This is a genomic window from Streptomyces sp. NPDC002884 (assembly GCF_040295245.1).
Lineage (GTDB): Bacteria > Actinomycetota > Actinomycetes > Streptomycetales > Streptomycetaceae > Streptomyces.
On record NZ_JBEOVB010000011.1, the window covers coordinates 50,909 to 71,770 of the forward strand.

Below are 20,862 nucleotides of genomic sequence, written 5' to 3' on the forward strand. Positions count from 1 at the left end.
CCCTCAGGGCGCTCAGTTGTCGCGCTTCTCCTTGATCTTCGCGGCCTTGCCGCGCAGCTCGCGCAGGTAGTAGAGCTTGGCGCGACGCACGTCACCGCGGGTGACGAGCTCGATCTTCTCGACGATCGGGGTGTGCACCGGGAAGGTGCGCTCGACGCCGACGGAGAAGGAGACCTTGCGGACCGTGAAGGTCTCGCGGACACCGGCGCCCTGGCGGCGGATGACTACGCCCTTGAACTGCTGCACACGGGAGCGGTTGCCCTCGATGACGCGGACGTGGACGTTGACGGTGTCACCCGGGCGGAAGGCCGGGACGTCGCTGCGCAGCGACGCGGCGTCGACAGAGTCGAGCAGGTGAGACATTTCGTCTGCTTTCTTCGCTGATGCCACAGGTCATCAACGGAACTAGATGTTCGAGGATTGAGTGCCGTGTGCCCGTCGAGGCGGGCGTCGTGTCCCCCTGCGGCAGGGGCGCACACCGGACGGCGCACAACAGCGACTCATTCTTCCACGTCGTCGGTCCTGCGCCAAAATCGACCGTACGACGCACCCTCCGGGTCGGGCATCCAGCCCAGGATGGAGAGCATCTCGCGGTCCTTCTTGTCGAAGGTCGCGGGCTCGCAGCGCTCGATCAGGTCGGGCCGGTTGGCCGTCGTGCGCCGCAGGGCCTCGTCGCGGCGCCAGCGGGCGATCCTGCCGTGGTGGCCGCTGAGCAGCACCTCGGGGATCTCCCGGCCGCGCCAGGCGGGCGGCTTGGTGTAGACGGGGCCCTCCAGGAGGCTGGCCATGGCGCCGGGGGCGAAGGAGTCGTCGCGGTGGGACTCGGCGTTGCCGAGCACACCGGGCAGGAGTCGCGCCACGGCCTCGGTGACGACCAGGACGGCGGCTTCCCCGCCGGCCAGGACGTAGTCGCCGATGGAGACCTCGTAGACCGGGATCCGGGTGGCGTACTCGTCGATGACCCGCCGGTCGATGCCCTCGTAGCGGGCCGGGGTGAAGATCAGCCAGGGACGCTCGGAGAGCTCGACCGCCAGCTCCTGGGTGAAGGGCCGGCCGCTGGGGGTCGGGACGACGATCGCGGGCGTGTGCGAGCCTCGCTCGTAGCCGTCGGCCAGGACGGTGTCGAGGGCGTCGCCCCAGGGGTCGGTCTTCATGACCATGCCGGGTCCGCCGCCGTAGGGGGTGTCGTCGACCGTGTTGTGCCGGTCGTACGTCCACTCCCGCAGGTCGTGCACCTGTACGTCCAGCCGGCCACGCGCGCGTGCCTTGCCGACGAGGGAGACGTTCAGCGGGTCGAGGTACTCGGGGAAGATCGTGAGAACGTCGAGGCGCATTACGGCCGGTCCCCGTCCGCCGTGTCCCCGTCCGCACCCTCGTCCCCGTCCGCACCCTCGTCCCCGTCCGCCGCGTCCCCGTCCTCGGCCGCGTCGCGGGAGGACACGATCTCGGCGCGGTCGTCGATCAGACCGGGCGGCGGGTCGATGACGGCCCGCTGCTGCTCGAGGTCGATCTCGGTGACGATCGACTCCACGAAGGGGATCATCACCTCGCTGCCGTCGGGCCGCTCGACGATGAAGAGGTCCTGGGAGGGCAGATGCGAGATCTCGGTGATCCGGCCGACCTCGGCGCCGTCCTTGGTGACCACGTCCAGGTCCATCAGCTGGTGGTCGTAGTACTCGTCGTCCTCCTCCGGCAGCTCCTCGGGATCGATCTCGGCGATCAGGAGGGTGTTGCGCAGGGCCTCGGCGGCGGTGCGGTCCCGCACCCCCTCGAAGCGCAGGAGGAGACGACCGCTGTGGACGCGGCCGGTCTCGATGGTCAACGGGCCGGTCGAGGCCGGGTCCGTGGACAGGACGGCGCCGGGCGCGAGCCGCTGCTCGGGCTCGTCGGTGCGTACCTCGACGGTGACCTCGCCCTTGATGCCGTGGGCGCGGCCGATCCGCGCGACTACGAGCTGCACTTCTGAAGATCTCCTGTCGTACCTGTCGTCACGACTGCCGTAACGACTACGGGCCGGGGACGGCCCAGTGGCCCTCCCCGGCCCGAGCCGGTGCTGCGAAACGCGTCAGCGGACGTGATCCACGTCGACGAGGTCGACGCGGACGCCACGGCCGCCGATGGCGCCCACGACGGTGCGCAGAGCGCGTGCGGTGCGGCCGTTGCGACCGATCACCTTGCCGAGGTCGTCCGGGTGGACCCGGACCTCGAGCACGCGCCCGCGGCGCAGGTTGCGCGAGGCGACCTGCACATCGTCGGGGTTGTCGACGATGCCCTTCACGAGGTGCTCAAGCGCCTCTTCGAGCATGCTGCTCAGGCCTCGGTCGACGTGGACTCGGCGGCAGCCTCGTCCTTCTTCTCAGCCTTCTTCTTCTGGGTGATGGCCTCACCCTTGCCCGAGTCGTCGCCACCGAGGGCCTCGAACACCGGGCGAGCCTTCTTCGGCTCGGCGACGAGCAGGGGCGCCGGGGCGGGCTCGCCCTTGAACTTCTGCCAGTCGCCGGTCTTCTTCAGAATGGCGAGCACGGGCTCGGTCGGCTGCGCGCCGACACCCAGCCAGTACGCCACGCGGTCGCCGTCGACCTCGATGATCGACGGGTGGTACGTCGGCTGGTACTTGCCGATCTCCTCGATCGCACGACCGTCACGACGGGTGCGGGAGTCGGCGACGACGATGCGGTAGTGAGGCGCGCGGATCTTGCCCAGACGCTTCAGCTTGATCTTGACTGCCACGGAAGTGGTGTCTCCTGGTCTTGACGTGGTTGGGCACGGCAGATTGCCGCGTGGGGTTGCGGTACCCGAGTGCCCGATGGACGCGTCAGCCGGAGGAGAGAGGGGTCCTGTGCGACTGTCGAGTACAGCTAGCCATTGTGCCACACCACGCGGGCCCCTTCCGGCCGCGGGTGGTCTGCGGGCATGCGGCAGCGACGCCCGGCGCTTGCGGGGCGCCGCCTTCGACGGCGCCCCGCATCACGCTGAACCGGCAGCCACGAGATGCCGGTGCATGACGGCACGCGCCTAGGCCGCGCCCGCGATCTCCGGGATCCGGAACGGCTTGCCGCAGCCCCCGCACACGATCGGCGCCTGGGCCAGGACCGACGGTACGACCCGCACATTGCGGCCGCAGTCGCACACGGCCTTGACCCGGACACCGCCGCCGGAGGAACCGTGCCGGGCCGCCGGACCGCGGAAGGTACGGGTGGTGTCGGCGGAGGTGGCCGCCAGATGGGCCTTGAGGGCCCGCTGGAGGCGTTCGATCGTCGGGCGGTAGCGCCGCTTGGCCTCGGGGTTGAGCGTGACCAGGGAGAAACCGCTGCTGGGGTGGGGCTCCTCGGGGTGGTCCAGCCCCAGCTCCTCGGCGATCGCGAGGAATCTGCGGTTGTGGTAGCGGCCGGCGCGGGAGGTGTCGCGGACGCCGCGGGCGGCTGCGATGCCATGGACTGCCTCGTGAAGCAGCCGCTCGAAGGAGAGCTCGTGACCGCAGGCGGACGACGACTCCCCGATCAGGGACTCTGGCGCGGCAAGATCCGGCAGCTCGGGGTGGTACCGCTGAATGTCGGCCCACGCCTCTGCCAGTTCTGCGGCGAGAACAGGTGGTGTCTGTGTCGTGCTCACGTAATGACAACGAGCGGGGGTGCCCCAGTGTTCCTATTCCGGGCCATCCCAAATAATTTGCACGTACCCGTCAGTTGCCGCTGATGCGTCCTGACGAGGGCGGGTGCGCTGATCTGCGGAGAAGCCTCACAGCTCCTACCAAGCTGGTGCGTAGGCCCACGTACGACCCGGCGCGTAGACGAGGTCCGCGCGCCGGGGGAGGGATGTTCCGCAGGGGCGCAAGAGACGTTTCGGTCGCTCTCGCGCGCGGAGGGCGCTGTCTCAGTAAGCGCGCGCGACGATCGCGACGTTACCGGGGGCGTCCCCGTCGTCCGGCACCGACCCGTCCTCCGCGATCAGACACCGTACGGTCAGCGACTGCTCGGCCAGCCTGGCCTCGCCTTCTTCGCCGAGCGTCGCCCACGGGACGCGCGCCCAGCCGCCGGCGGCGGCCGCCTCGGCCGCCTCCTGGATCGTCGACACGTCCGTGGTGCGGGACTCGCGGCGCTCACGGGACTGCTTCAGCAGCAGCGCTTGGTCCTCCTCGAGGACGACGGGCAGCAGTCCAACGAGCGCGTCGATCGCCACCGGCTCCTTGCCTCCCGGGATACGGCGGGCCAGCATCGCGGTGCCGTTCTCCAGGTCACGGGGTCCGATCTCGACACGGACGGGCACGCCCTTGAGCTCCCAGTCGACCGCGCGCCGCCCGAAGGGGACGTCGGTGCGGTCGTCGACCCGGACCCGCAGCCCGGCCGCCTTCAGCCGGTCGCCCAGCTCGCGGACCTTGGCCAGAACCGCCTCGTCGTCCTTGATCGCGAGGACGACGACCTGGACCTGCGCCAGCCGCGGCGGCACCCGCAGTCCGTCGTCGTCGCCGTGGGACATCACCAGGGCGCCGATCATGCGGGTCGTCGATCCCCAGGAGGTCTGCCAGACGAGCTCCTGAGTGCCCTCCTTCGACAGGTAGCGGGTGTTGAAGGCCTTGGCGAAGTTCTGGCCCAGCTCATGGCTGGTGACCATCTGGAGGGCCTTGCCGTCGCCCATCATGCTCTCGAGGGTGAGGGTGTTGACGGCTCCCGCGAAGCGCTCCTTGACCGTCTTGCGGCCGGAGACGAAGTCGATCGCGAGGACGTTCTCCAGGAAGTCGCCGTAGACCTCGCGCTGGATGCGCGCGGCGAAGTCGCGGGCCTCCTCGTACGTGGCGTGCGCGGTGTGCCCCTCCTGCCAGAGGAACTCGGACGTCCGCAGGAAGAGCCGGGGCCGCAGCTCCCAACGCACCACGTTGGCCCACTGGTTGATCAGCAGGGGCAGGTCGCGGTAGCTCTGCACCCACTTGGAGAAGTACTCGTTGACGATGGTCTCGGAGGTGGGCCGGACGACCGCCGGCTCCTCCAGCTCCTTGCCGCCCCCGTGCGTCACCACGGCCAACTCGGGTGCGAATCCCTCGACATGGTCCGCCTCACGCGTGAGGTAGGACTGCGGGATCAGCAGCGGGAAGTACGCGTTCTCGGTGCCCGTCTCCTTGATGCGGGCGTCCATCTCCGCCTGCATCCGCTCCCACAGTCCGTAACCGTACGGTCGGATCACCATGGTGCCGCGCACCGGGCCGTTGTCGGCCAGTTCCGCCTTGTTGATCAGATCCTGGTACCAGCGGGGGAAGTCGTCCGCCCGCGGGGTGAGAACGGGAGCCTTTGCCATGGCGCGATGGTACGGCCCCAGGTTGCCGGGATGTGAATTCTCGCCACAGGCACAGCGGGCGCGCAAAGGGGTGCCCGAGACCTCTGGACGCGGTCGCGTACGGGGAGTTACCTGGCATACGGGGGAAGTGCGAGCGCACTGCACGGGGGCCACCTGACCGGAAACTGCGGCAAATCTCGGCGGATTGGGGCGCTTATCCATGACACCTACGCTCGTGCGGCAGCACCTGCCACTCGCGGGGCCGACGCCCCGCGCGGACCCGGGTGCACGCGCGCGTGACTGGTCGGAGATCCAGGAGCGGATGCTGGTCCCGCTCTACGAGGCCGTCTACGAGCGACTCGACGTAGGGCCCGGCACCCGGCTCCTCGCCCTCGGCTGCGGCTCCGGGCTCGCCCTGCTGATGGCGGCCTCCAGAGGTGCGGCGGCCCTCACCGGTGTCGAGTCCTCCTCCCCCGAACGGCTGACCCTCGCGCGCGAACGCCTGCTGCCGAAGGAGCCCGCGAAAGGGGCCGCGGGCCCGCGAGGGGACAGCGGCGGCATCCGCCTCACCGACCGGTTGCCGAAGGACACGGCCGGCCCGGGCACGCGCGCGTACGACCTGGTGACCGCCTTCGAGCCGATCGGCTGTCTCGCGGGCGACGCGGACGGGCTCGGCGCCCTGCTCGCGGGCACGACGCCGCTCGCCGCGCGCGGGACGCCCGTGGTGCTCGTCGGCTGGGGCCCGCCGGAACGCTGCGCGACGTCCGCGGTGCTGCGGGTCGCGGTCAAGCTGGCCGATCCGCTGCGCGGCGGCACGGTCCGGCTGCGCCCGGCGCTGCGCGACGACCTGGAGGAGGTCGCCGGGCGGGCCGGTCTCAAGCCGGACGGATCGGGGCGGGTGGCCTGCCCCTTCGGGTACGCCGACGTGGAGAGCGCCCTCAAGGGCCTGCTGTCCACCGGGCTGTTCGACGCGGCGGTCGCGGCGACGGACCTGGCGCAGGTCGAGAAGGAACTGACCGAGGCACTGCACCCGTACCGGCGCGCGGACGGGACGGTATGGATGCCGAACGTGTTCCGGTACCTGATCGCGCGAACTCCCTGAAGCGGTCGCGTCCCCCGAGGAGCACGCCCGTCAGTGCTGTGTGGCGACCATGCTTTCGATCTCCTCGAGCACGAGGTCGGGGCGGTCCTTCGGGACGTCGTGGGAGCTGCCCTCGGCGGTGACGAGCGTGCGATGGGGGCCGGCCTGGACGAACGAGGCGGCGGCGTCCCGCCAGCGCCGGGCGTCCTCGGGAGATCCGTCGAACGGGGTCTTCTCCGAGACGATGACCGTGGCCGGTACCGCGTCCGGCCAGGTGACCTCGTGGTAGGCCCGGTTCGTCGGGACGAAGCTCTCCGCGGTGGAGATGAGCTGGCGGTTGCGGGGATCGTCCGGGTTCTTCTTCGCCACGTCGACCTGGGGCCGACTGAAGGCCACGAGGCGGGCGATCTCCTCGTCCGTGAAGAGCTGGGGCAGGTTGGCGTCGACGAGGACCGCACCGGAGAGCATCTTCGGATTGCTCCTGGCGAAGTAGGTCGCGATCTCGCCGGCCTGGGAGTGGGACACCAGGGTCACGTTCTTGGTGACGCCCAGCTGCCGGAGCCCCGCCTCGAGGTCGCTGACGGCGCCTTCGACCTTCCACGGGCCGGGCACCACGTCGCTCTGGCCGAGTCCGGCCCGGTCGTAGGTGACGACAGTGGCGCCGGTGGCCGCGTGCAGCCTGGGGACGAGGTCCTTCCAGTAGGAGGAGTCCTCGCCGCCGCCCGAGTCCAGGACGATGGTGGAGCCGTGGCCCTGTGTGACGTGGAAGGCCAGACGGTGACCGCCGTTGTCGATCAGGCGCTGCGTCGTTTCGCCCGCCCGGCCGGTCCCCGGCGAGGCGGACGAGGTGGCGGACGGCGCGGTCGGGTGCCGGGCGGCGGAGTCATGGTCGCCGCAGGCCGTGACGGCTCCGGCGGTCACGGCCACCAGGGCGAGGGCCGACAGGGCCCGGTTCACGGACCGGCGGTGGGGGGTGGCTCGCGGCATGACTGATCCTTTGGACTACGGGTGCTGGGGAGACTGCGATATCCATCATTCGGTGAATGGATCGACCACAGAATCCGGCTGGCACGCGTGTCGGTGGTGCGGCTGATACGAGCGTGCGAGGTGGGGCTACCCCCCCCCCGTAGGCGATCAGCGATCTGACGTCTCCGGCCGCCGCCCGGGGAAACAGACCTCCGCAAGGGCCGGGCGGTTCAGAGCCGCCGCTCGAACGGCTGCCCCGAACCTCCCGGGCCGGTCAGTTGACGGCCAGGACCGCCGTGTTGTTCGTGAGGTCCGGGTCGAAGGTGTTCTCGTACTCGCCGAACTCGCCGAACGAGGGGTGGATGCTCACGGCACCGGTCGCGCCGGGCACCACCGTGTCGATGCGTACGGGGAACGCGAACGTGCGCTGGGTGTCCTCCAGCACCCAGTACGGCAGATAGCAGTCGTAGCGCGGGGCGCCCGCCGGCCTCGGGTAGTAGCCGCCGTCGAGGGTGTGCGGGTAGCAGCCCGACGGCACGCCAGTGACCTTGGTGCCCGGGGGCACGATCAGCCGGACCACGGCGACCGGATCGCCGGAGCCGAGGTGGCCGAGCCAGGCCGGTCCGTTGTTCTTGAACGTGAGCTCGGCCGTGGCCGTCTCGCCCGCCGCGCCGGAGATGGCATCACCGGTCACGGAGAAGTCCGCGGTGTTCACCGCGCGGATCTGGAGGGCCGTGTAGTCGTTCCGGGGGTCGAGGTCCTGAGCGCCGGCACTCGGCTCGACATCGATGTCGAAGCGCTCGGCCAGTGCGCGCGGGGTGAGTCGTACCGTCAGCGGCTCGGGCAGTTCGAAGGAGTCTCCCGGCGCCAGGACCTGGTCGAACGTGCAGTGGGCCGTGGCCGTCGGCGGATAGCCGTTGTCCTCCGCCGCGGTGTAGGTGCAGGCGTCGTACCGGGTCAGATCCGTCAGACCGTACGAGGTGTGGAACGTGACGGTGAACCCGTTCGCGCTCTCGTTGCCGTTGTTGGTGACCTTGAACGGGATCGTCCGCTCGTCGCCGGGCTGAGCGTCCTTGATGTCGTCGAGGGGGGCGATGGCGAGGTCGGGCCCGGAACCGACGGTGAGCGTGGTCTCGAAGCTCTCGTGCGGCGCGGTGAGCGTGCCGTCGGGCCCACCGGTGGCCGTCGCCTCGTACGTGATCCTGCCCTGTGCGCCGACCTCGGCGCCGTCGGCCGCGCGCACGGTCAGGAGTACCTGGTCGGCTCCCGTGGTGGGAACCACGGGGATGTCGCACACGGCGCTGGCGCCGCTCGGCGTGCAGTTGTCGGGCCAGGTCACCTCGGCGACCCCGGCGAGCTCGGAGACGTCGACGGTGAGCCTGCCGTCGGTCACCGTGAAGTTCCCGTTGTCGTGGTAGATGCCGACGCCGAGGGTGCGGGACTGCGGCTGACCGCCGTCGATGCCGAGCGGCAGTGTGTGCTGGTACGGCTTCTTGATCCACAACTGGTCGGTCTGCGGCGGGTCGTCGGCGGCGAACGCGGGTGCGGCGACACCGGCAGTCAGCAAGCAGGCCACCAGCACGGCGGCGCCGGATCTGAGGTGTAACGGGCGTCCGGCAGAGAACAGTCTCATTGCTACCCCCCAAGGGTGTGGTAACACGACTGACGCACCGGCAGCCCCGGCGCGCCGGCAGGATCATCACATGGCAGGGCAGCCCGCCGCGCCCGGGTTTTCCGGCCCTGTCGGAGAACATGCGGCTGCCGGCCAACCCGCTCGCCTCACGAGAACCCGCAGAGCAGGCAGGGCACCACCTCTGGCCGCCCCGGCCCGACGTCGTGGTCGTGGTCGTGGTCGACGACCTCCGCGGAGTGCCCATCACCACCGTGCGAGCCCACCCGTCCCGGGGCCGGATACGCCGTGTGGGGCGCCCCTCCGTGAACGGAGGAGCGCCCCACATGGCCTACGAACGGGATCGGCCCTGCGCCGGGCCGGGTGCGTCAGGCCGTCGGGCCGTCAGTCATCGGTCAGCCGTCAGCCGTCAGCCGTCAGCCCATGAACTTCTTGAACTCGTCCGGCAGCTCGAAGTCCTGGGCGCCCTGCTGCGGCAGTCCGAGCGCGTTGCCGCCCTGGGCCTGGGCCTCGCGGCGCTGGGCCTCCTCCAGCTCCTGCTGCTTGCGCTTCATCGGGTTGCCGGAGCGCTGCTTGCCCTTGGCCTGCTTCGGCTGCTTCTTCTGCCGGCCGGCGCCGCCGCCCATGCCCGGCATCCCCGGCATCCCGGGCATGCCGCCGCCCTGGGCCATCCGGGACATCATCTTGCGGGCCTCGAAGAACCGCTCGACCAGGCCCTTGACCGCGCTGACCTCGACACCGGAACCCTTGGCGATACGGGCGCGGCGCGAGCCGTTGATGATCGTCGCGTCCTGGCGCTCGGCCGGGGTCATCGACTTGATGATCGCGGCCGTGCGGTCGACGTCACGCTCGTCGAGGTTGGCGATCTGGTCCTTGATCTGACCCATGCCGGGCAGCATGCCGAGCAGCTTGCTGATGCTGCCCATCTTCCTGACCTGCTCCATCTGGGCCAGGAAGTCGTCCAGGGTGAAGTCCTGGCCCTTCTTGGACGCCAGCTTGGAGGCCATCTTCTCGGCCTCTTCCTGACTGAACGTCTTCTCCGCCTGCTCGATCAGGGTGAGGAGGTCACCCATGTCGAGGATGCGGGAGGCCATCCGGTCAGGGTGGAAGGCGTCGAACTCGTCCAGCTTCTCGCCGTTCGACGCGAACATGATCGGCTTGCCGGTCACCGAGGCGATCGACAGGGCCGCGCCACCGCGGGCGTCGCCGTCGAGCTTCGAGAGCACGACACCGTCGAAGCCCACGCCGTCGCGGAAGGCCTCGGCGGTGTTGACGGCGTCCTGGCCGATCATCGCGTCGACGACGAAGAGGATCTCGTCGGGCGAGACGGCGTCGCGGATGTCCGCGGCCTGCCGCATCAGCTCGGCGTCGATGCCGAGGCGGCCGGCGGTGTCCACGATCACGATGTCGTGGACCTTGACCTTGGCGTACTCGATGGAGTCCCTGGCGACCTGGACCGGGTCGCCCACCCCGTTTCCGGGCTGCGGAGCGTACACGGCCACACCGGCGCGCTCGGCGACGACGCTGAGCTGGTTGACGGCGTTGGGGCGCTGGAGGTCGGCGGCGACGAGCAGCGGCGAGTGGCCCTGCTCCTTGAGCCAGTGGCCGAGCTTGCCGGCGAGGGTGGTCTTACCGGCGCCCTGGAGACCGGCCAGCATGATCACGGTCGGCGGCTGCTTGGCGAACCGCAGTCGCCGGGTCTCGCCGCCGAGGATCGTGACGAGTTCCTCGTTGACGATCTTCAGGACCTGCTGGGCGGGGTTCAGCGCCCGGGAGACATCGGCGCCGAGGGCGCGCTCCTTGACGTTCTTGATGAACGTGCGGACGACCGGCAGAGCCACGTCGGCTTCGAGGAGGGCGATGCGGATCTCGCGCGCCGTGGCGTCGATGTCCGCTTCGCTCAAGCGCCCCTTGCCGCGCAAGTTCTTGAAGGTCGCTGAAAGGCGATCGGAAAGAGTATCGAACACGGCGGCGTCGGTCCTCGGAGTCGGGGGCAGTCTGAGCGTCTTCCAGGGTATCCGGCCGCGCAAGACATTCGTCCCCGCCTGCTGTATTCAGCGGGCGGGGACGCGTGCCACGCGACACACGGTCACGCCCGCAGGGTCTCCTCCAGCTTGCGCGTCACCGAGGCGGCCTCGTCGCCGGGCAGCGGTGTGCCCTCGGTTCCGGTGACGTAGAAGGCGTCCACGGCGTTCGCGCCGAGGGTCGAGACGTGCATGCTGCGGACCCGCAGACCCTCGTCCTCCAAGGCCTGTCCGATCCGGAACAGCAGCCCCGGCGCGTCCTGCGCGCGTACCTCGATGACCGTGGCGTGCCGGGAGGCCGCCGACGCCACCGTCACCCGCGGCGGCGGCGCGACCACGCCCCGCCGGCGGGGGTAGGCGGCATCCCGTTCCGCCAGCCGTCCGGCGATGTCCAGCGAGCCGTCCAGGGCGCGTACGAGGTCGGCGCGCAGCCGGGCCGCCTGGGGCAGGGAGCCGTACTCGGCGGCGACCCGCCAGTTCAGCAGCAGGACGGAACCCTCGACCCCGCTCGGCAGGTCCAGGGCGCGCAGCTCGGCGGTGCGGACGGTCAGACGGTGCATGGCGAGGACACCGGCGACCGCGGGCAGCACGCCCTCCTGGTCGGGTACGGCGATGAGCAGCTCCACGCCGAGCGGCTCGGGGTCGTCCGCAGGCCGGTCCTCCGTGGAGGGCTCGGTCTGGGCGCGGAGGGCCAGCACCGGGCTGCCGGTGGCGACCGCCTCGATGGCGAGCCGTTCCTGTTCGGCGGTGGGCGCGGCGGCGTCGGGCTCTTCGGGCTCGTCCCCGGCGAGCACCGCCGCCACCCGCTTGACCAGGTCCGCCACGAGCGAACCTCGCCAGGACGACCAGGCGGCGGGGCCGGTGGCCAGCGCGTCCGCCTCGGTGAGCGCGTGCAGCAGCTCCAGGGTGCTCTGCGAGCCGACCGCGTCGGCGACCGAGCGGACCGTGGCCGGGTCCTCCAGGTCACGCCGGGTGGCCGTCTCGATCAGCAGCAGGTGCTGCCGTACGAGCGTGGCGAGGACGGCGACGTCGGCGCGGTCGAAGCCGATCCGGGCGGCGACGTCCTTGGCGATGATCTCGCCCGCGACCGAGTGGTCGCCGGGCCAGCCCTTGCCGATGTCGTGCAGCAGGGCGGAGACCAGGAGGAGGTCGGGGCGGCTGACCCGGCGGGTGAACTCGGAGGCGCGCACGGCGGTCTCGATGAGGTGCCGGTCGACGGTCCAGATGTGCACGGCGTTGCGCTGCGGCCGGCAGCGCACCCGCTCCCAGTCGGGCAGCAGCCGGGTGATCAGGCCTTCGGCCTCCAGCGCCTCCCAGACCTCGATGGTGGGCTGGCCGGAACCGAGCAGGGTCACGAGCTGCTCGCGGGCCTCGGCGGGCCAGGGCGTGGGCAGCGGGCGCACGGTGGCGGCGAGGCGCCGTACGGCGTGCAGGGAGAGCGGGAGACCGGCCTGCGCGGCGGCCGCCGCGGCGCGCAGGGGGAGCACGGGGTCGCGTTCGGGGCGTGCGGCACGGGCGAGCACCACCTCGCCGTCCTGCTCCACCACCCCTTCGGCCAGCGGAGAGCGCTCGGCGACGGGCTTGCCGCCCCCGAGCATGGCGCGCAGCCGGGGCCGCACGGCGCGCGACCGCAGCACGCGCCCCACTTCGCGCCAGGTGACATCACTCGCGTACGAGATGACGCGGGCCGCCTCGTACACCTGCCGCAGCAGTGTGTCGGCGTCCAGCAGGCCCAGCTCGACGGCCACCTGGTCCTGTTCCTGGAGGGCCAGGCGGTCGGTGGCGCGGCCGGTGGTCAGGTGCAGGGCGTCCCGTACGTCGAGGAGCCGGCGCCGGGCGTCGTCGAGGCCCTCGCGGGGCGCGTCGGCCAGCCAGGAGGCGGCGACGGCCCGCAGCGCGGTGGCGTCCCTCAGCCCGCCCCGCGCCTCCTTCAGGTCCGGCTCCAGCAGGTACTGGAGCTCGCCCTGGCGTTCGGCGCGCTCGGCGCAGAGTTCCTGGAGCTCGGGGAGGCGCTTGGGCGCCTGGTTGCGCCAGTCGGCGAGGACGGCCGTCCGCAGTCCCGCGGTCAGTCCGGGGTCGCCGACGAGGTGGCGGGCGTCGAGGAGGCCGAGCTGGACCTTGAGATCCTCCCCGGCGGTCCTGCGGGCCTCCGCCGGGGTGCGGACGGAGTGGTCCAGGGCGAGGCCCAGGTCCCACACCGGGTACCAGAGCCGGTCGGCGAGGGCGGCGACCGCCTTGGGGTCGGCGCCGTCATGCAGAAGGAGGAGGTCGAGGTCGCTGCGCGGGGACAGCTCGCCCCGGCCGTAGCCGCCGACGGCGACCAGGGACACGCCCTTCAGATCCTCGGTGCCGGCCGTGAAGAGCCCCGACAGCCAGTCGTCGGTCAGTTCCGCGAGGGCGGAACGGCGCGGCGGCCCGGACCGCGCCCCCTCGGTGAGGAGGCGCAGCCGGGCCGCCGCGTAGCCGCTGGGTCCCGAGTCCTCTGCATCCTTGCGCACGTCCGTACTCGTCACCCAGCGACTCCTGTTCTGTTCTGCCGTCAGAGCGCGTCCGGGCCGCGCTCGCCGGTGCGGACCCGTACGGCCGTCTCGACCGGGAGGGACCAGACCTTGCCGTCACCGATCTTGCCCGTGCGGGCCGCCTTGACGATGACGTCGATCAGCTGCTCGGCGTCGTCGTCCTCGGCCAGCACCTCGATGCGGATCTTGGGAACCAGGTCGACCGTGTACTCGGCGCCGCGGTAGACCTCGGTGTGTCCCCGCTGACGACCGTAACCGCTGGCCTCGGTGACCGTGAGACCGTGGACGCCGAAGGCCTGCAGGGCTTCCTTGATCTCGTCGAGCCGGTGGGGCTTCACGACGGCGGTGATGAGCTTCATGCGTCCACCTTCTTGCTCGCGTCGGTGACCGCGGTCGGGAGGGCGGTCGTACGGGCGGAGCCGCCGCCGGCCCCGCTGAAGTCGTATGCGGTCTCGGCGTGCTCGGCCTGGTCGATGCCGGCCACCTCGTCGTCCTCGGAGACCCGCATGCCGATGGTCTTGTCGAGGATGAAGGCGAGGATCGCGGAGGCCACCAGCGAGTAGGCGAGGACCGCGAAGACTCCGGCGCACTGCTTCCACAGCTGGTCGAAGGAGTGGTTGCCGTAGAAGACACCGGTCGCCGTGGACTGGCCCTTGCCGCTGGCGAAGAAGCCGATCAGCAGGGAGCCGACGACACCGCCGACCAGGTGGACGCCGACGACGTCGAGCGAGTCGTCGTAGCCGAACTTGTACTTCAGGCCGACGGCCATGGCGCACAGCAGACCGGCGATGGCGCCGACGGCGATCGCGCCGAGCGGGGTGACCGCACCACCCGAGGGGGTGATGGCGACCAGACCGGCGACCGCGCCGGAGGCGGCGCCCAGCGTGGTGAACGCGCCGTGGCGGATCTTCTCGTAGACGAGCCAGGCGAGCATGGCGGCGGCGGTGGCGACCTGCGTGTTGACGAACATCAGCGCGCCGACGCCGTCGTCGTTGCCGAGCCACGAGCCGGCGTTGAAGCCGAACCAGCCGAACCACAGCAGACCGGCGCCGAGCATGACCAGCGGCAGGCTGTGCGGGCGCATCGGGTCCTTCTTGAACCCGACCCGCTTGCCGATGACGAGGATCACGCCGAGGGCGGCGGCACCGGCGTTGATGTGCACCGCCGTACCACCGGCGAAGTCGATGACACCCAGCTCGAAGGCCCAGCCGCCGGCGCCCCAGACCCAGTGCGCGACCGGGAAGTAGACGACCGTGGCCCACAGGGCGACGAACAGCGCCCACGCGGAGAACTTGACGCGGTCGGCGAGGGCACCGCTTATCAGGGCGGGCGTGATGATCGCGAACATCATCTGGAAGACCATGAACACGAAGATCGGGATGGTGTAGCCGTCCCACAGCTCCGTCAGGCCGATGTTGCTGAGGCCCACCCAGTCGGAGTTCCAGCCGATGAGGCTGCCGGAGTCGGTACCGAAAGCGAGGGAGAAGCCGTACAACACCCACAGGATGGTGACGATCCCGATGCTGATGAAGCTCATCATCAACATGTTGAGCGTGCTCTTGACGCGGACCATGCCTCCGTAGAAGAAGGCGAGGCCCGGGGTCATGATCAGTACCAGTGCGGAACAGATGAGCATGAAGCCTGTGTTCGCGGACGACAGCGTGGGTGCGTCCGCCGCAAGCGTGATGGCGGCCTGTGCCATCGGCGTCTCCTCGTCGTAGGTACGGCCCCGTGCGGGCGAAGCCAGAGCGGGTCGTGAGGGGTGGGCCGGTTATGCGCCATGAGATTCGCGCAGCGCCGTTTCGGTGGACGCCCCTCGTTGTTTCGCCGCTGTGACGAAGGTGCCTTGTGCGTTACGCCTCGATGAACTGCCTGATGTTCGTCGAATGGATCGTTATCGTGGCGCAACCTTCGAAGAACGCAACAAACCGGCCGCGGACGGCCTTCCGAATGACCTGGCTGGGGGAGCCGAGTCGGGCAGTTCGGGAGGGCCGGCCGCGGCCGGAGTTCAGGGTCCTGCTCTGTGGAGCAGCCGGATCAGACAGCTTCGGCCGTCTCCGGCAGCTCGATGGTGAGCCGCTCGGTCAGGTCCACGACCTCGGAGAGATCCCCGAAATCGCGTACGGCGCTGTCGACCGTCTTTCGGATACGAGTGTTGACGCGCTCGGAGCGCACCTTCTTGGCCTCCTTCATGGCCTGTGTGGCGAGGGTGGCGCTCTGCGCGGGCTCGCGCTGGAGGAGGTGCACGGTGGCCATGCCGATCAGGTTCAGCACATATGACCGCTGGTGGTCGTGGTCGCCCTCGAACAGCTTCACGGCCTTGCGCATCAGGGGCTCGGCCAGCGAGGCGTACGTGGGACTGCGGCCGGCGACATAGGCGAGGTCGCGGAACGAGTGGCTGTTCTCGCCGTAGAGCTCGGCCTCGGAGAAGAAGCGGATCCAGTCGGGGTCCGGCTCGTCCCACTCGTCCGACTCGGCGAAGGTGTCCTCGGCCATCCGCACCGCCCGCTTGCACCGGCCGGGCTGACCCATGTTGGCGTAGGCGCGGGCCTCCATCGCATACAGCATGGACTGGGTGCGCGGGCTCGCGCAGTCCCGGCTGCCGTACTGCGCGAGGTGGATCAGTTCCAGGGCGTCCTCGGGCCGGCCGAGGTGGATCATCTGACGGCTCATGCTGGACAGCACGTAACTTCCGAGCGGCCGGTCGCCGGCCTCCTTCGCCGCGTGCAGGGCGAGGACGAAGTACTTCTGCGCGGTGGGCTGGAGTCCGACGTCGTAGCTCATCCAGCCCGCGAGCTCGGCCAGTTCGGCGGCGACCTTGAAGAGCCTCCGCGCGGTGGACTCGGGCTGGGGCTCCTGGAGCAGATCCGTCACCTCGTGCAGCTGCCCGACGACCGCCTTGCGGCGCAGCCCGCCGCCGCACTGGGCGTCCCACTGCCGGAACATCACGGTGGTGGACTCCAGCAGGTCCAGCTCGGGCCGGGAGAGCCGGCCGCGGGCCCGGCTGGTCGGAACCGAGTCCGGCTCCTCGAGCGGGGCGGGCGGCGAGGGGACGAGCCAGCGCTGCATGGGCTCGATGAGGGACGGGCCCGCGCACAGGGCCAGCGAGGTCCCGAGGAAGCCACGCCGTGCCAGCATCAGGTCGCTGCGCGAGAACTCGCTGAGCTGGGCCACCGTCTGCGGGGCCGTCCACGGCAGGTCGACGCCGGTCACGGAGGGTGCCTGGCGCGCGGCCCGCAGCCCGAGGTCCTCGACGGAGACGACACAGCCGAACCGCTCGGAGAACAGCTCCGACAGGATCCTGGGGATGGGCTCGCGCGGGTTCTCGCCGTCCAGCCAGCGGCGCACGCGCGAGGTGTCCGTGGAGATGTGATTGGCGCCCAACTGGCGCGCCCGGCGGTTGACTTGACGGGCGAGTTCGCCCTTCGACCAGCCGCTGCGCACGAACCACGAAGAGAGCAGCTCGTTCGGGCGCTTGTCCCCACCCGCAGCGTTGTTTCCGCTTCCGCCGTTGCCGCCCACTGGAACGCCCCCATCCCTGAGACCACTTGTCACTGAGTGCGCCAAGCCTTATCAGAATGCCGGTAAATACAGCCCGCCGTACGGTACTTGTCACCCTTCGAACGGAAAGCCGACTTGCCTCCGGCATACCCACAAGCGCATGTGCCTCCAGGACCCGCACACTCAAAGTAATCCTACGATCACGGCTCCGGCCACGAGGATCCCGGAAACGCCACCATTCGCCACCCCTTCGAATGAACTCCCGGTGGCTCGTACGCGATTCACTTGACATAGGACGGCCGGGAGTGGGCGGAGCGAAGCATTCAGGGGCGCGCACGACCCGACACACCACCCGGAGCGCTTCCAGGCGCTGCCTGGATCGGGCGGTCGACGGGAAGCGGAAGCACACAGAGTCACGACGACCGATCACTGCGTAACCATCGGCGCGTCGAACCCGTTGGAGGGGGCATGGGCTTCACGATCGGCGGCATTCGCGAGATCCGCTCCGGCGCGCGCAGGCGCGGTCGCTCGTCCGAGTGCACCGCCGTCGCCGAGTTCACGGGACTCTGGGGCTGGGACGCGCTGCCGGGCGCGCGGGCCGCGGCGGGCGTCTGCTCGTGCGGGCGCCCCGACTGCCGCGAACCCGGCGCGCACCCCCTGCCGTTCGCCCCCCGGGTCCCCGCCGGAGCCACTCTCGACGACGTGAGCAGGACCTGGTCGGAGTTCCCGGGCGCCGCGATCATGCTGCCCGTCGGACGCGCGTTCGACGTGATCGACGTCGCCGAACCCGCCGGCCGTCGCGCCCTGGTCCGGCTGGAGCGCATGGGACTCCCCCTCGGCCCGGTCACCGCCACCCCCGAGGGCCGTACCCAGTTCTTCGTCGCCCCGGGCGCCGCCGCCGAACTGACCGGCCTGCTCTACCGCATGGGGTGGGACGACCCGACCGCCCTGGACCTGCGCGGCCTCGGCCCCGGTACGCACATCACGGCCCCGCCCTCCGACCGCGGCGGCCTCGGCCCGGTCCGCTGGCTGCGCCCACCCGCGCTGGACTCGGCGACCCGCCCCCCGGAGGCCCGCCTGCTGCTGGGCACCCTGGCCTATCTGGCGCACCGCTCGCGCGCCTGAGCCGTACCGCCCGCGGACAGCCGAGCGCCCGCTCCCACTGCACCTGGGGGCGGGCGCTTCGGCCTTCGTACGTCCGGCGGTGTCGCTCTCGCGGACCTGGCCGGTCACCGTCGCGGTACCTCAATCGACGGTCGCGGTCCGTGGACGGTATGCAATGGCGCTCAGTCGCCGATAAGAGCATCCACGAACGCCTCCGGTACGAACGGCGCCAGGTCGTCCGCACCCTCGCCGAGTCCGATCAGCTTGACCGGGACGCCCAGCTCGCGCTGGACCGCGACCACGATGCCGCCCTTCGCCGTACCGTCCAGCTTGGTCAGGACGATGCCGGTGATGTTCACGACCTCGGCGAAGACCCGGGCCTGGACGAGACCGTTCTGCCCGGTGGTGGCGTCGAGGACGAGCAGCACCTCGTCGAGCGGCGCGTGCTTCTCGACGACCCGCTTGACCTTGCCGAGCTCGTCCATGAGGCCGGTCTTGGTGTGCAGCCTGCCCGCGGTGTCGATGAGGACGACGTCCACCCCCATCTCCTTGCCCTCCTTCACCGCGTCGAACGCGACGGAGGCGGGGTCGCCGGCCTCCGGGCCGCGCACGGTGTGGGCGCCGACGCGCTCGCCCCAGGTCTGGAGCTGGTCGGCGGCGGCGGCGCGGAAGGTGTCGGCGGCGCCCAGGACGACGGTCCGCCCGTCGGCCACCAGCACCCGGGCGAGCTTGCCGGTGGTGGTGGTCTTGCCGGTGCCGTTGACCCCGACGACCATCACGATGCCCGGCTTGCGCTCCTCGGGCTCGGTCTTCACGGTGCGGTCGACGTCGGTGCCGACCAGCTTGAGCAGCTCCTCGCGCAGCAGGGCGCGCAGCTCCTCGGGGGTGCGGGTGCCGAGCACCCGGACGCGCTCGCGCAGCCGCTCGACCAGTTCCTGGGTGGGCTGCACGCCGACGTCGGCGGTGAGCAGCGTGTCCTCGATCTCCTCCCAGGTGTCCTCGTCGAGGTGCTCGCGGGAGAGCAGCGTGAGCAGGCCCTTGCCGAGGGCGTTCTGCGAGCGGGACAGCCGGGCGCGGAGGCGGATCAGCCGCCCCTCGGTGGGCTCGGGGATCTCGAGCTCGGGAACCTCGAGAACGGGCGGTTCCTCGACGGCGGTGCCGGTCGAGCCGCCGTCGGGAAGATCCACCTCCTCTATCGTGCGGCGCGGTTCGTCGCGCGGTGTCTCGGCCTCGTCGCCGACGTGCGGTTCGGCCGGAGGGGCGGTGATGTCGGGCGCGGTGGGGGGCGGCGGGGGCAGCGACTTCTTCCGTCGACTGCCGACCACGAGCCCGCCGAGCACACCGAGCACGACCACGGCGATGACTACAGCAAGGATGACGGTTTCCATAACGCGTCCAGTATCCATCCCTCCCCGCCCAGGGGCCCTGATCCCCGGTCCGTACGGCTAGTCGGCCGCGCCACTCTTGTGCAGCGCGGCCCACGCCCGGAAGCGCAGGCGCAGGCAGCGGTCCGCCTCCTCCTCCGACGCGTCCTCGGGGCAGCAGCAGTGCTCGGCGAGCCACCGCAGGTCGTCGGCGTCGAGCCAGAGGGCGACGCGACCCCGGTCGGCCTCGTTCCGCGGGTCGGTCGGCACGACGGGTCGAGTCATGGCCCGAGCCCACGGTCGGGCGGCCCGACCCATGGCCATCTGACATACCGTCAGCTACGGTCCCCACACATCCGCCGAAGGGGGTCTCCCATGCCCGTCACCGTCGTCCGTTTCAACCTCGTCGCTCCCGGCGCGACCCCGGCCGAGCTCGGTGTGCGGTATCGGGCCGCTCTGGAGATGGCCGCGTACGCCGACGAGTGCGGGGTCACGACCGTGCAGACCGAGGAGCATCACGGGGCCGAGAACAACTGGCTGCCGTCGCCGTTCGCCTTCGCGGGCGCCGTGCTCGGCGCGACCCGGCGGCTCGCGGTCACGGTCTCGGCGGTGATCGGCCCGCTGCACGACCCGCTGCGGCTGGCCGAGGACATCGCGGTGCTCGACCTGCTGAGCGGCGGCCGGCTGGTCACGGTCGCCGGCATCGGCTACCGGCCCGAGGAGTACGAGCGCGCGGGCGTGGACTGGAAGCGGCGCGGGCGGCTGCAGGACGAACTGCTCGACACCCTGCTCAGAGCCTGGACCGGCGAGGAGTTCGAGTACCGGGGCCGTACGGTACGGGTCACCCCGCGTCCGTCCTCCGAGCCGCACCCCCTGCTGCTGGTCGGCGGCTCCTCCAAGGCCGCCGCCCGCCGGGCCGCCCGGCTCGGCCTGCCCTTCTTCCCCAGCGCGCACCTGCCGGAGCTGGAGGCGTACTACAAGGAGCGGCTCGTCGAGTACGGGACCGAGGGCTGGACGATGATGCCGGCCGCCGAGACCCCGCTGCTGCACATCGCCGAGGACCCGGACCGGGCGTGGGCCGAGTACGGCGAACACTTCCTGCACGAGGCACGGACGTACGCCTCCTGGCAGTCGGGCGAGATCCGCTCGGCGGTGCGGTCGGCGGCGGGCAGCGTCGAGGAGCTCCGGGACGAGGGGGTCTACCGGATCCTCACGCCGGACGAGTGCGTGGCGCAGGGGCTGGACAACCTCGTCCTGCATCCGTTGGCGGGCGGGATGCCGACGGCGGAGGGATGGCGCGGACTGCGGCTGTTCTGCGAGAACGTGCTGCCCCGGCTCGACGGGTGAGCCGGGGCAGCGCGTCCTACGGGTATCGAGGAGCGGGCAGCGGGGACTTGGCCCGGCT

19 protein-coding genes are annotated in these 20,862 nt (G+C 70.9%); 3 read left to right on the forward strand and 16 right to left on the reverse strand.

Translation table 11 applies throughout. The annotated features are described in order from the left end of the window. Positions 1-12: 12 nt before the first annotated feature. From rplS to proS, 7 genes are all read right to left on the reverse strand, one after another. Complete coding sequence (rplS, locus tag ABT070_RS22745; protein WP_020128707.1) at positions 13-363, reverse strand: 50S ribosomal protein L19; 351 nt, start codon at positions 361-363, stop codon at positions 13-15. Positions 364-500: 137 nt separating this feature from the next. Next, a complete protein-coding gene (trmD, locus tag ABT070_RS22750; protein WP_351763472.1) occupies positions 501-1,334 on the reverse strand; it encodes a tRNA (guanosine(37)-N1)-methyltransferase TrmD in 834 nt (277 codons plus the stop codon). After that, positions 1,334-1,960, reverse strand: a complete 627-nt coding sequence (rimM, locus tag ABT070_RS22755) for a ribosome maturation factor RimM (RefSeq protein ID WP_351763474.1) — start codon at positions 1,958-1,960, stop codon at positions 1,334-1,336. Before rimM ends, trmD begins: the two co-directional genes overlap by 1 nt. Before the next feature lie 105 nt (positions 1,961-2,065). Beyond that, positions 2,066-2,305: an RNA-binding protein gene (locus tag ABT070_RS22760; RefSeq protein ID WP_003973401.1), complete on the reverse strand. Its 240-nt coding sequence runs from the start codon at positions 2,303-2,305 to the stop codon at positions 2,066-2,068. Between the two features lie 5 nt (positions 2,306-2,310). Continuing rightward, positions 2,311-2,730: a 30S ribosomal protein S16 gene (gene rpsP / locus ABT070_RS22765; RefSeq protein ID WP_351763476.1), complete on the reverse strand. Its 420-nt coding sequence runs from the start codon at positions 2,728-2,730 to the stop codon at positions 2,311-2,313. A gap of 285 nt (positions 2,731-3,015) precedes the next feature. After that, a complete protein-coding gene (locus ABT070_RS22770; protein WP_351763478.1) occupies positions 3,016-3,612 on the reverse strand; it encodes a hypothetical protein in 597 nt (198 codons plus the stop codon). A 261-nt stretch (positions 3,613-3,873) separates the two neighbouring features. Beyond that, a complete protein-coding gene (proS, locus tag ABT070_RS22775; protein WP_351763480.1) occupies positions 3,874-5,289 on the reverse strand; it encodes a proline--tRNA ligase in 1,416 nt (471 codons plus the stop codon). A 199-nt stretch (positions 5,290-5,488) separates the two neighbouring features. Here proS and ABT070_RS22780 point away from each other — a divergent pair, with 199 nt between their 5' ends. Continuing rightward, positions 5,489-6,370 carry an SAM-dependent methyltransferase gene (locus ABT070_RS22780; RefSeq protein ID WP_351763482.1) on the forward strand — a complete coding sequence of 294 codons (882 nt, stop codon included), beginning with the start codon at positions 5,489-5,491 and terminating at the stop codon, positions 6,368-6,370. Between the two features lie 30 nt (positions 6,371-6,400). Here ABT070_RS22780 and ABT070_RS22785 read toward each other — a convergent pair whose 3' ends face one another. The 7 genes from ABT070_RS22785 to nsdA form a co-directional block, all read right to left on the reverse strand. Then, entirely contained in the window at positions 6,401-7,336 is a 936-nt protein-coding gene (locus tag ABT070_RS22785) for an alpha/beta fold hydrolase (protein WP_351763484.1), read from the reverse strand. A gap of 253 nt (positions 7,337-7,589) precedes the next feature. After that, positions 7,590-8,882 carry a COG1361 family protein gene (locus tag ABT070_RS22790; protein WP_451101370.1) on the reverse strand — a complete coding sequence of 431 codons (1,293 nt, stop codon included), beginning with the start codon at positions 8,880-8,882 and terminating at the stop codon, positions 7,590-7,592. Positions 8,883-9,361: 479 nt separating this feature from the next. Then, positions 9,362-10,912 carry a signal recognition particle protein gene (gene ffh / locus ABT070_RS22795; protein WP_351763486.1) on the reverse strand — a complete coding sequence of 517 codons (1,551 nt, stop codon included), beginning with the start codon at positions 10,910-10,912 and terminating at the stop codon, positions 9,362-9,364. A 122-nt stretch (positions 10,913-11,034) separates the two neighbouring features. Then, the gene (locus tag ABT070_RS22800) at positions 11,035-13,482 is read right to left on the reverse strand and encodes a [protein-PII] uridylyltransferase (RefSeq protein ID WP_351763488.1); all 2,448 of its coding nucleotides are present in this window, start codon (positions 13,480-13,482) and stop codon (positions 11,035-11,037) included. A gap of 26 nt (positions 13,483-13,508) precedes the next feature. Beyond that, a complete protein-coding gene (locus tag ABT070_RS22805) occupies positions 13,509-13,847 on the reverse strand; it encodes a P-II family nitrogen regulator (protein ID WP_003997576.1) in 339 nt (112 codons plus the stop codon). Beyond that, a complete protein-coding gene (locus tag ABT070_RS22810; RefSeq protein WP_351763489.1) occupies positions 13,844-15,190 on the reverse strand; it encodes an ammonium transporter in 1,347 nt (448 codons plus the stop codon). Before ABT070_RS22810 ends, ABT070_RS22805 begins: the two co-directional genes overlap by 4 nt. Before the next feature lie 335 nt (positions 15,191-15,525). Further along, positions 15,526-17,010 (reverse strand): transcriptional repressor NsdA, encoded by a 1,485-nt coding sequence (gene nsdA / locus ABT070_RS22815; protein ID WP_351763491.1) that lies wholly within the window; start codon positions 17,008-17,010, stop codon positions 15,526-15,528. A gap of 447 nt (positions 17,011-17,457) precedes the next feature. Between nsdA and ABT070_RS22820 the strand changes: the two genes are divergently transcribed. Continuing rightward, the gene (locus tag ABT070_RS22820; RefSeq protein WP_351763493.1) at positions 17,458-18,114 is read left to right on the forward strand and encodes a bifunctional DNA primase/polymerase; all 657 of its coding nucleotides are present in this window, start codon (positions 17,458-17,460) and stop codon (positions 18,112-18,114) included. 161 nt (positions 18,115-18,275) lie between these two features. On the opposite strand, the gene ftsY is transcribed toward ABT070_RS22820, so the two are convergent. Beyond that, complete coding sequence (gene ftsY, locus ABT070_RS22825; RefSeq protein ID WP_351763495.1) at positions 18,276-19,481, reverse strand: signal recognition particle-docking protein FtsY; 1,206 nt, start codon at positions 19,479-19,481, stop codon at positions 18,276-18,278. A gap of 57 nt (positions 19,482-19,538) precedes the next feature. Next, positions 19,539-19,742 (reverse strand): hypothetical protein, encoded by a 204-nt coding sequence (locus ABT070_RS22830; RefSeq protein WP_351763497.1) that lies wholly within the window; start codon positions 19,740-19,742, stop codon positions 19,539-19,541. Between the two features lie 90 nt (positions 19,743-19,832). On the opposite strand from ABT070_RS22830, the gene ABT070_RS22835 reads away from it, so the two are divergent. Beyond that, complete coding sequence (locus ABT070_RS22835; protein WP_351763499.1) at positions 19,833-20,804, forward strand: LLM class flavin-dependent oxidoreductase; 972 nt, start codon at positions 19,833-19,835, stop codon at positions 20,802-20,804. Positions 20,805-20,862: the final 58 nt, after the last annotated feature.

Coding starts and splice junctions, on each gene's coding strand:
- ABT070_RS22835 (WP_351763499.1), top strand. CDS start 19,833: ATGCCCGTCACCGTCGTCCGTTTCAACCTCGTCGCTCCCGGCGCGACC.
- rplS (WP_020128707.1), bottom strand. CDS start 363: ATGTCTCACCTGCTCGACTCTGTCGACGCCGCGTCGCTGCGCAGCGAC.
- ftsY (WP_351763495.1), bottom strand. CDS start 19,481: ATGGAAACCGTCATCCTTGCTGTAGTCATCGCCGTGGTCGTGCTCGGT.
- proS (WP_351763480.1), bottom strand. CDS start 5,289: ATGGCAAAGGCTCCCGTTCTCACCCCGCGGGCGGACGACTTCCCCCGC.
- ABT070_RS22785 (WP_351763484.1), bottom strand. CDS start 7,336: ATGCCGCGAGCCACCCCCCACCGCCGGTCCGTGAACCGGGCCCTGTCG.
- ABT070_RS22830 (WP_351763497.1), bottom strand. CDS start 19,742: ATGACTCGACCCGTCGTGCCGACCGACCCGCGGAACGAGGCCGACCGG.
- ABT070_RS22820 (WP_351763493.1), top strand. CDS start 17,458: ATGGGCTTCACGATCGGCGGCATTCGCGAGATCCGCTCCGGCGCGCGC.
- ABT070_RS22805 (WP_003997576.1), bottom strand. CDS start 13,847: ATGAAGCTCATCACCGCCGTCGTGAAGCCCCACCGGCTCGACGAGATC.
- trmD (WP_351763472.1), bottom strand. CDS start 1,334: ATGCGCCTCGACGTTCTCACGATCTTCCCCGAGTACCTCGACCCGCTG.
- ABT070_RS22760 (WP_003973401.1), bottom strand. CDS start 2,305: ATGCTCGAAGAGGCGCTTGAGCACCTCGTGAAGGGCATCGTCGACAAC.
- ABT070_RS22810 (WP_351763489.1), bottom strand. CDS start 15,190: ATGGCACAGGCCGCCATCACGCTTGCGGCGGACGCACCCACGCTGTCG.
- ABT070_RS22780 (WP_351763482.1), top strand. CDS start 5,489: ATGACACCTACGCTCGTGCGGCAGCACCTGCCACTCGCGGGGCCGACG.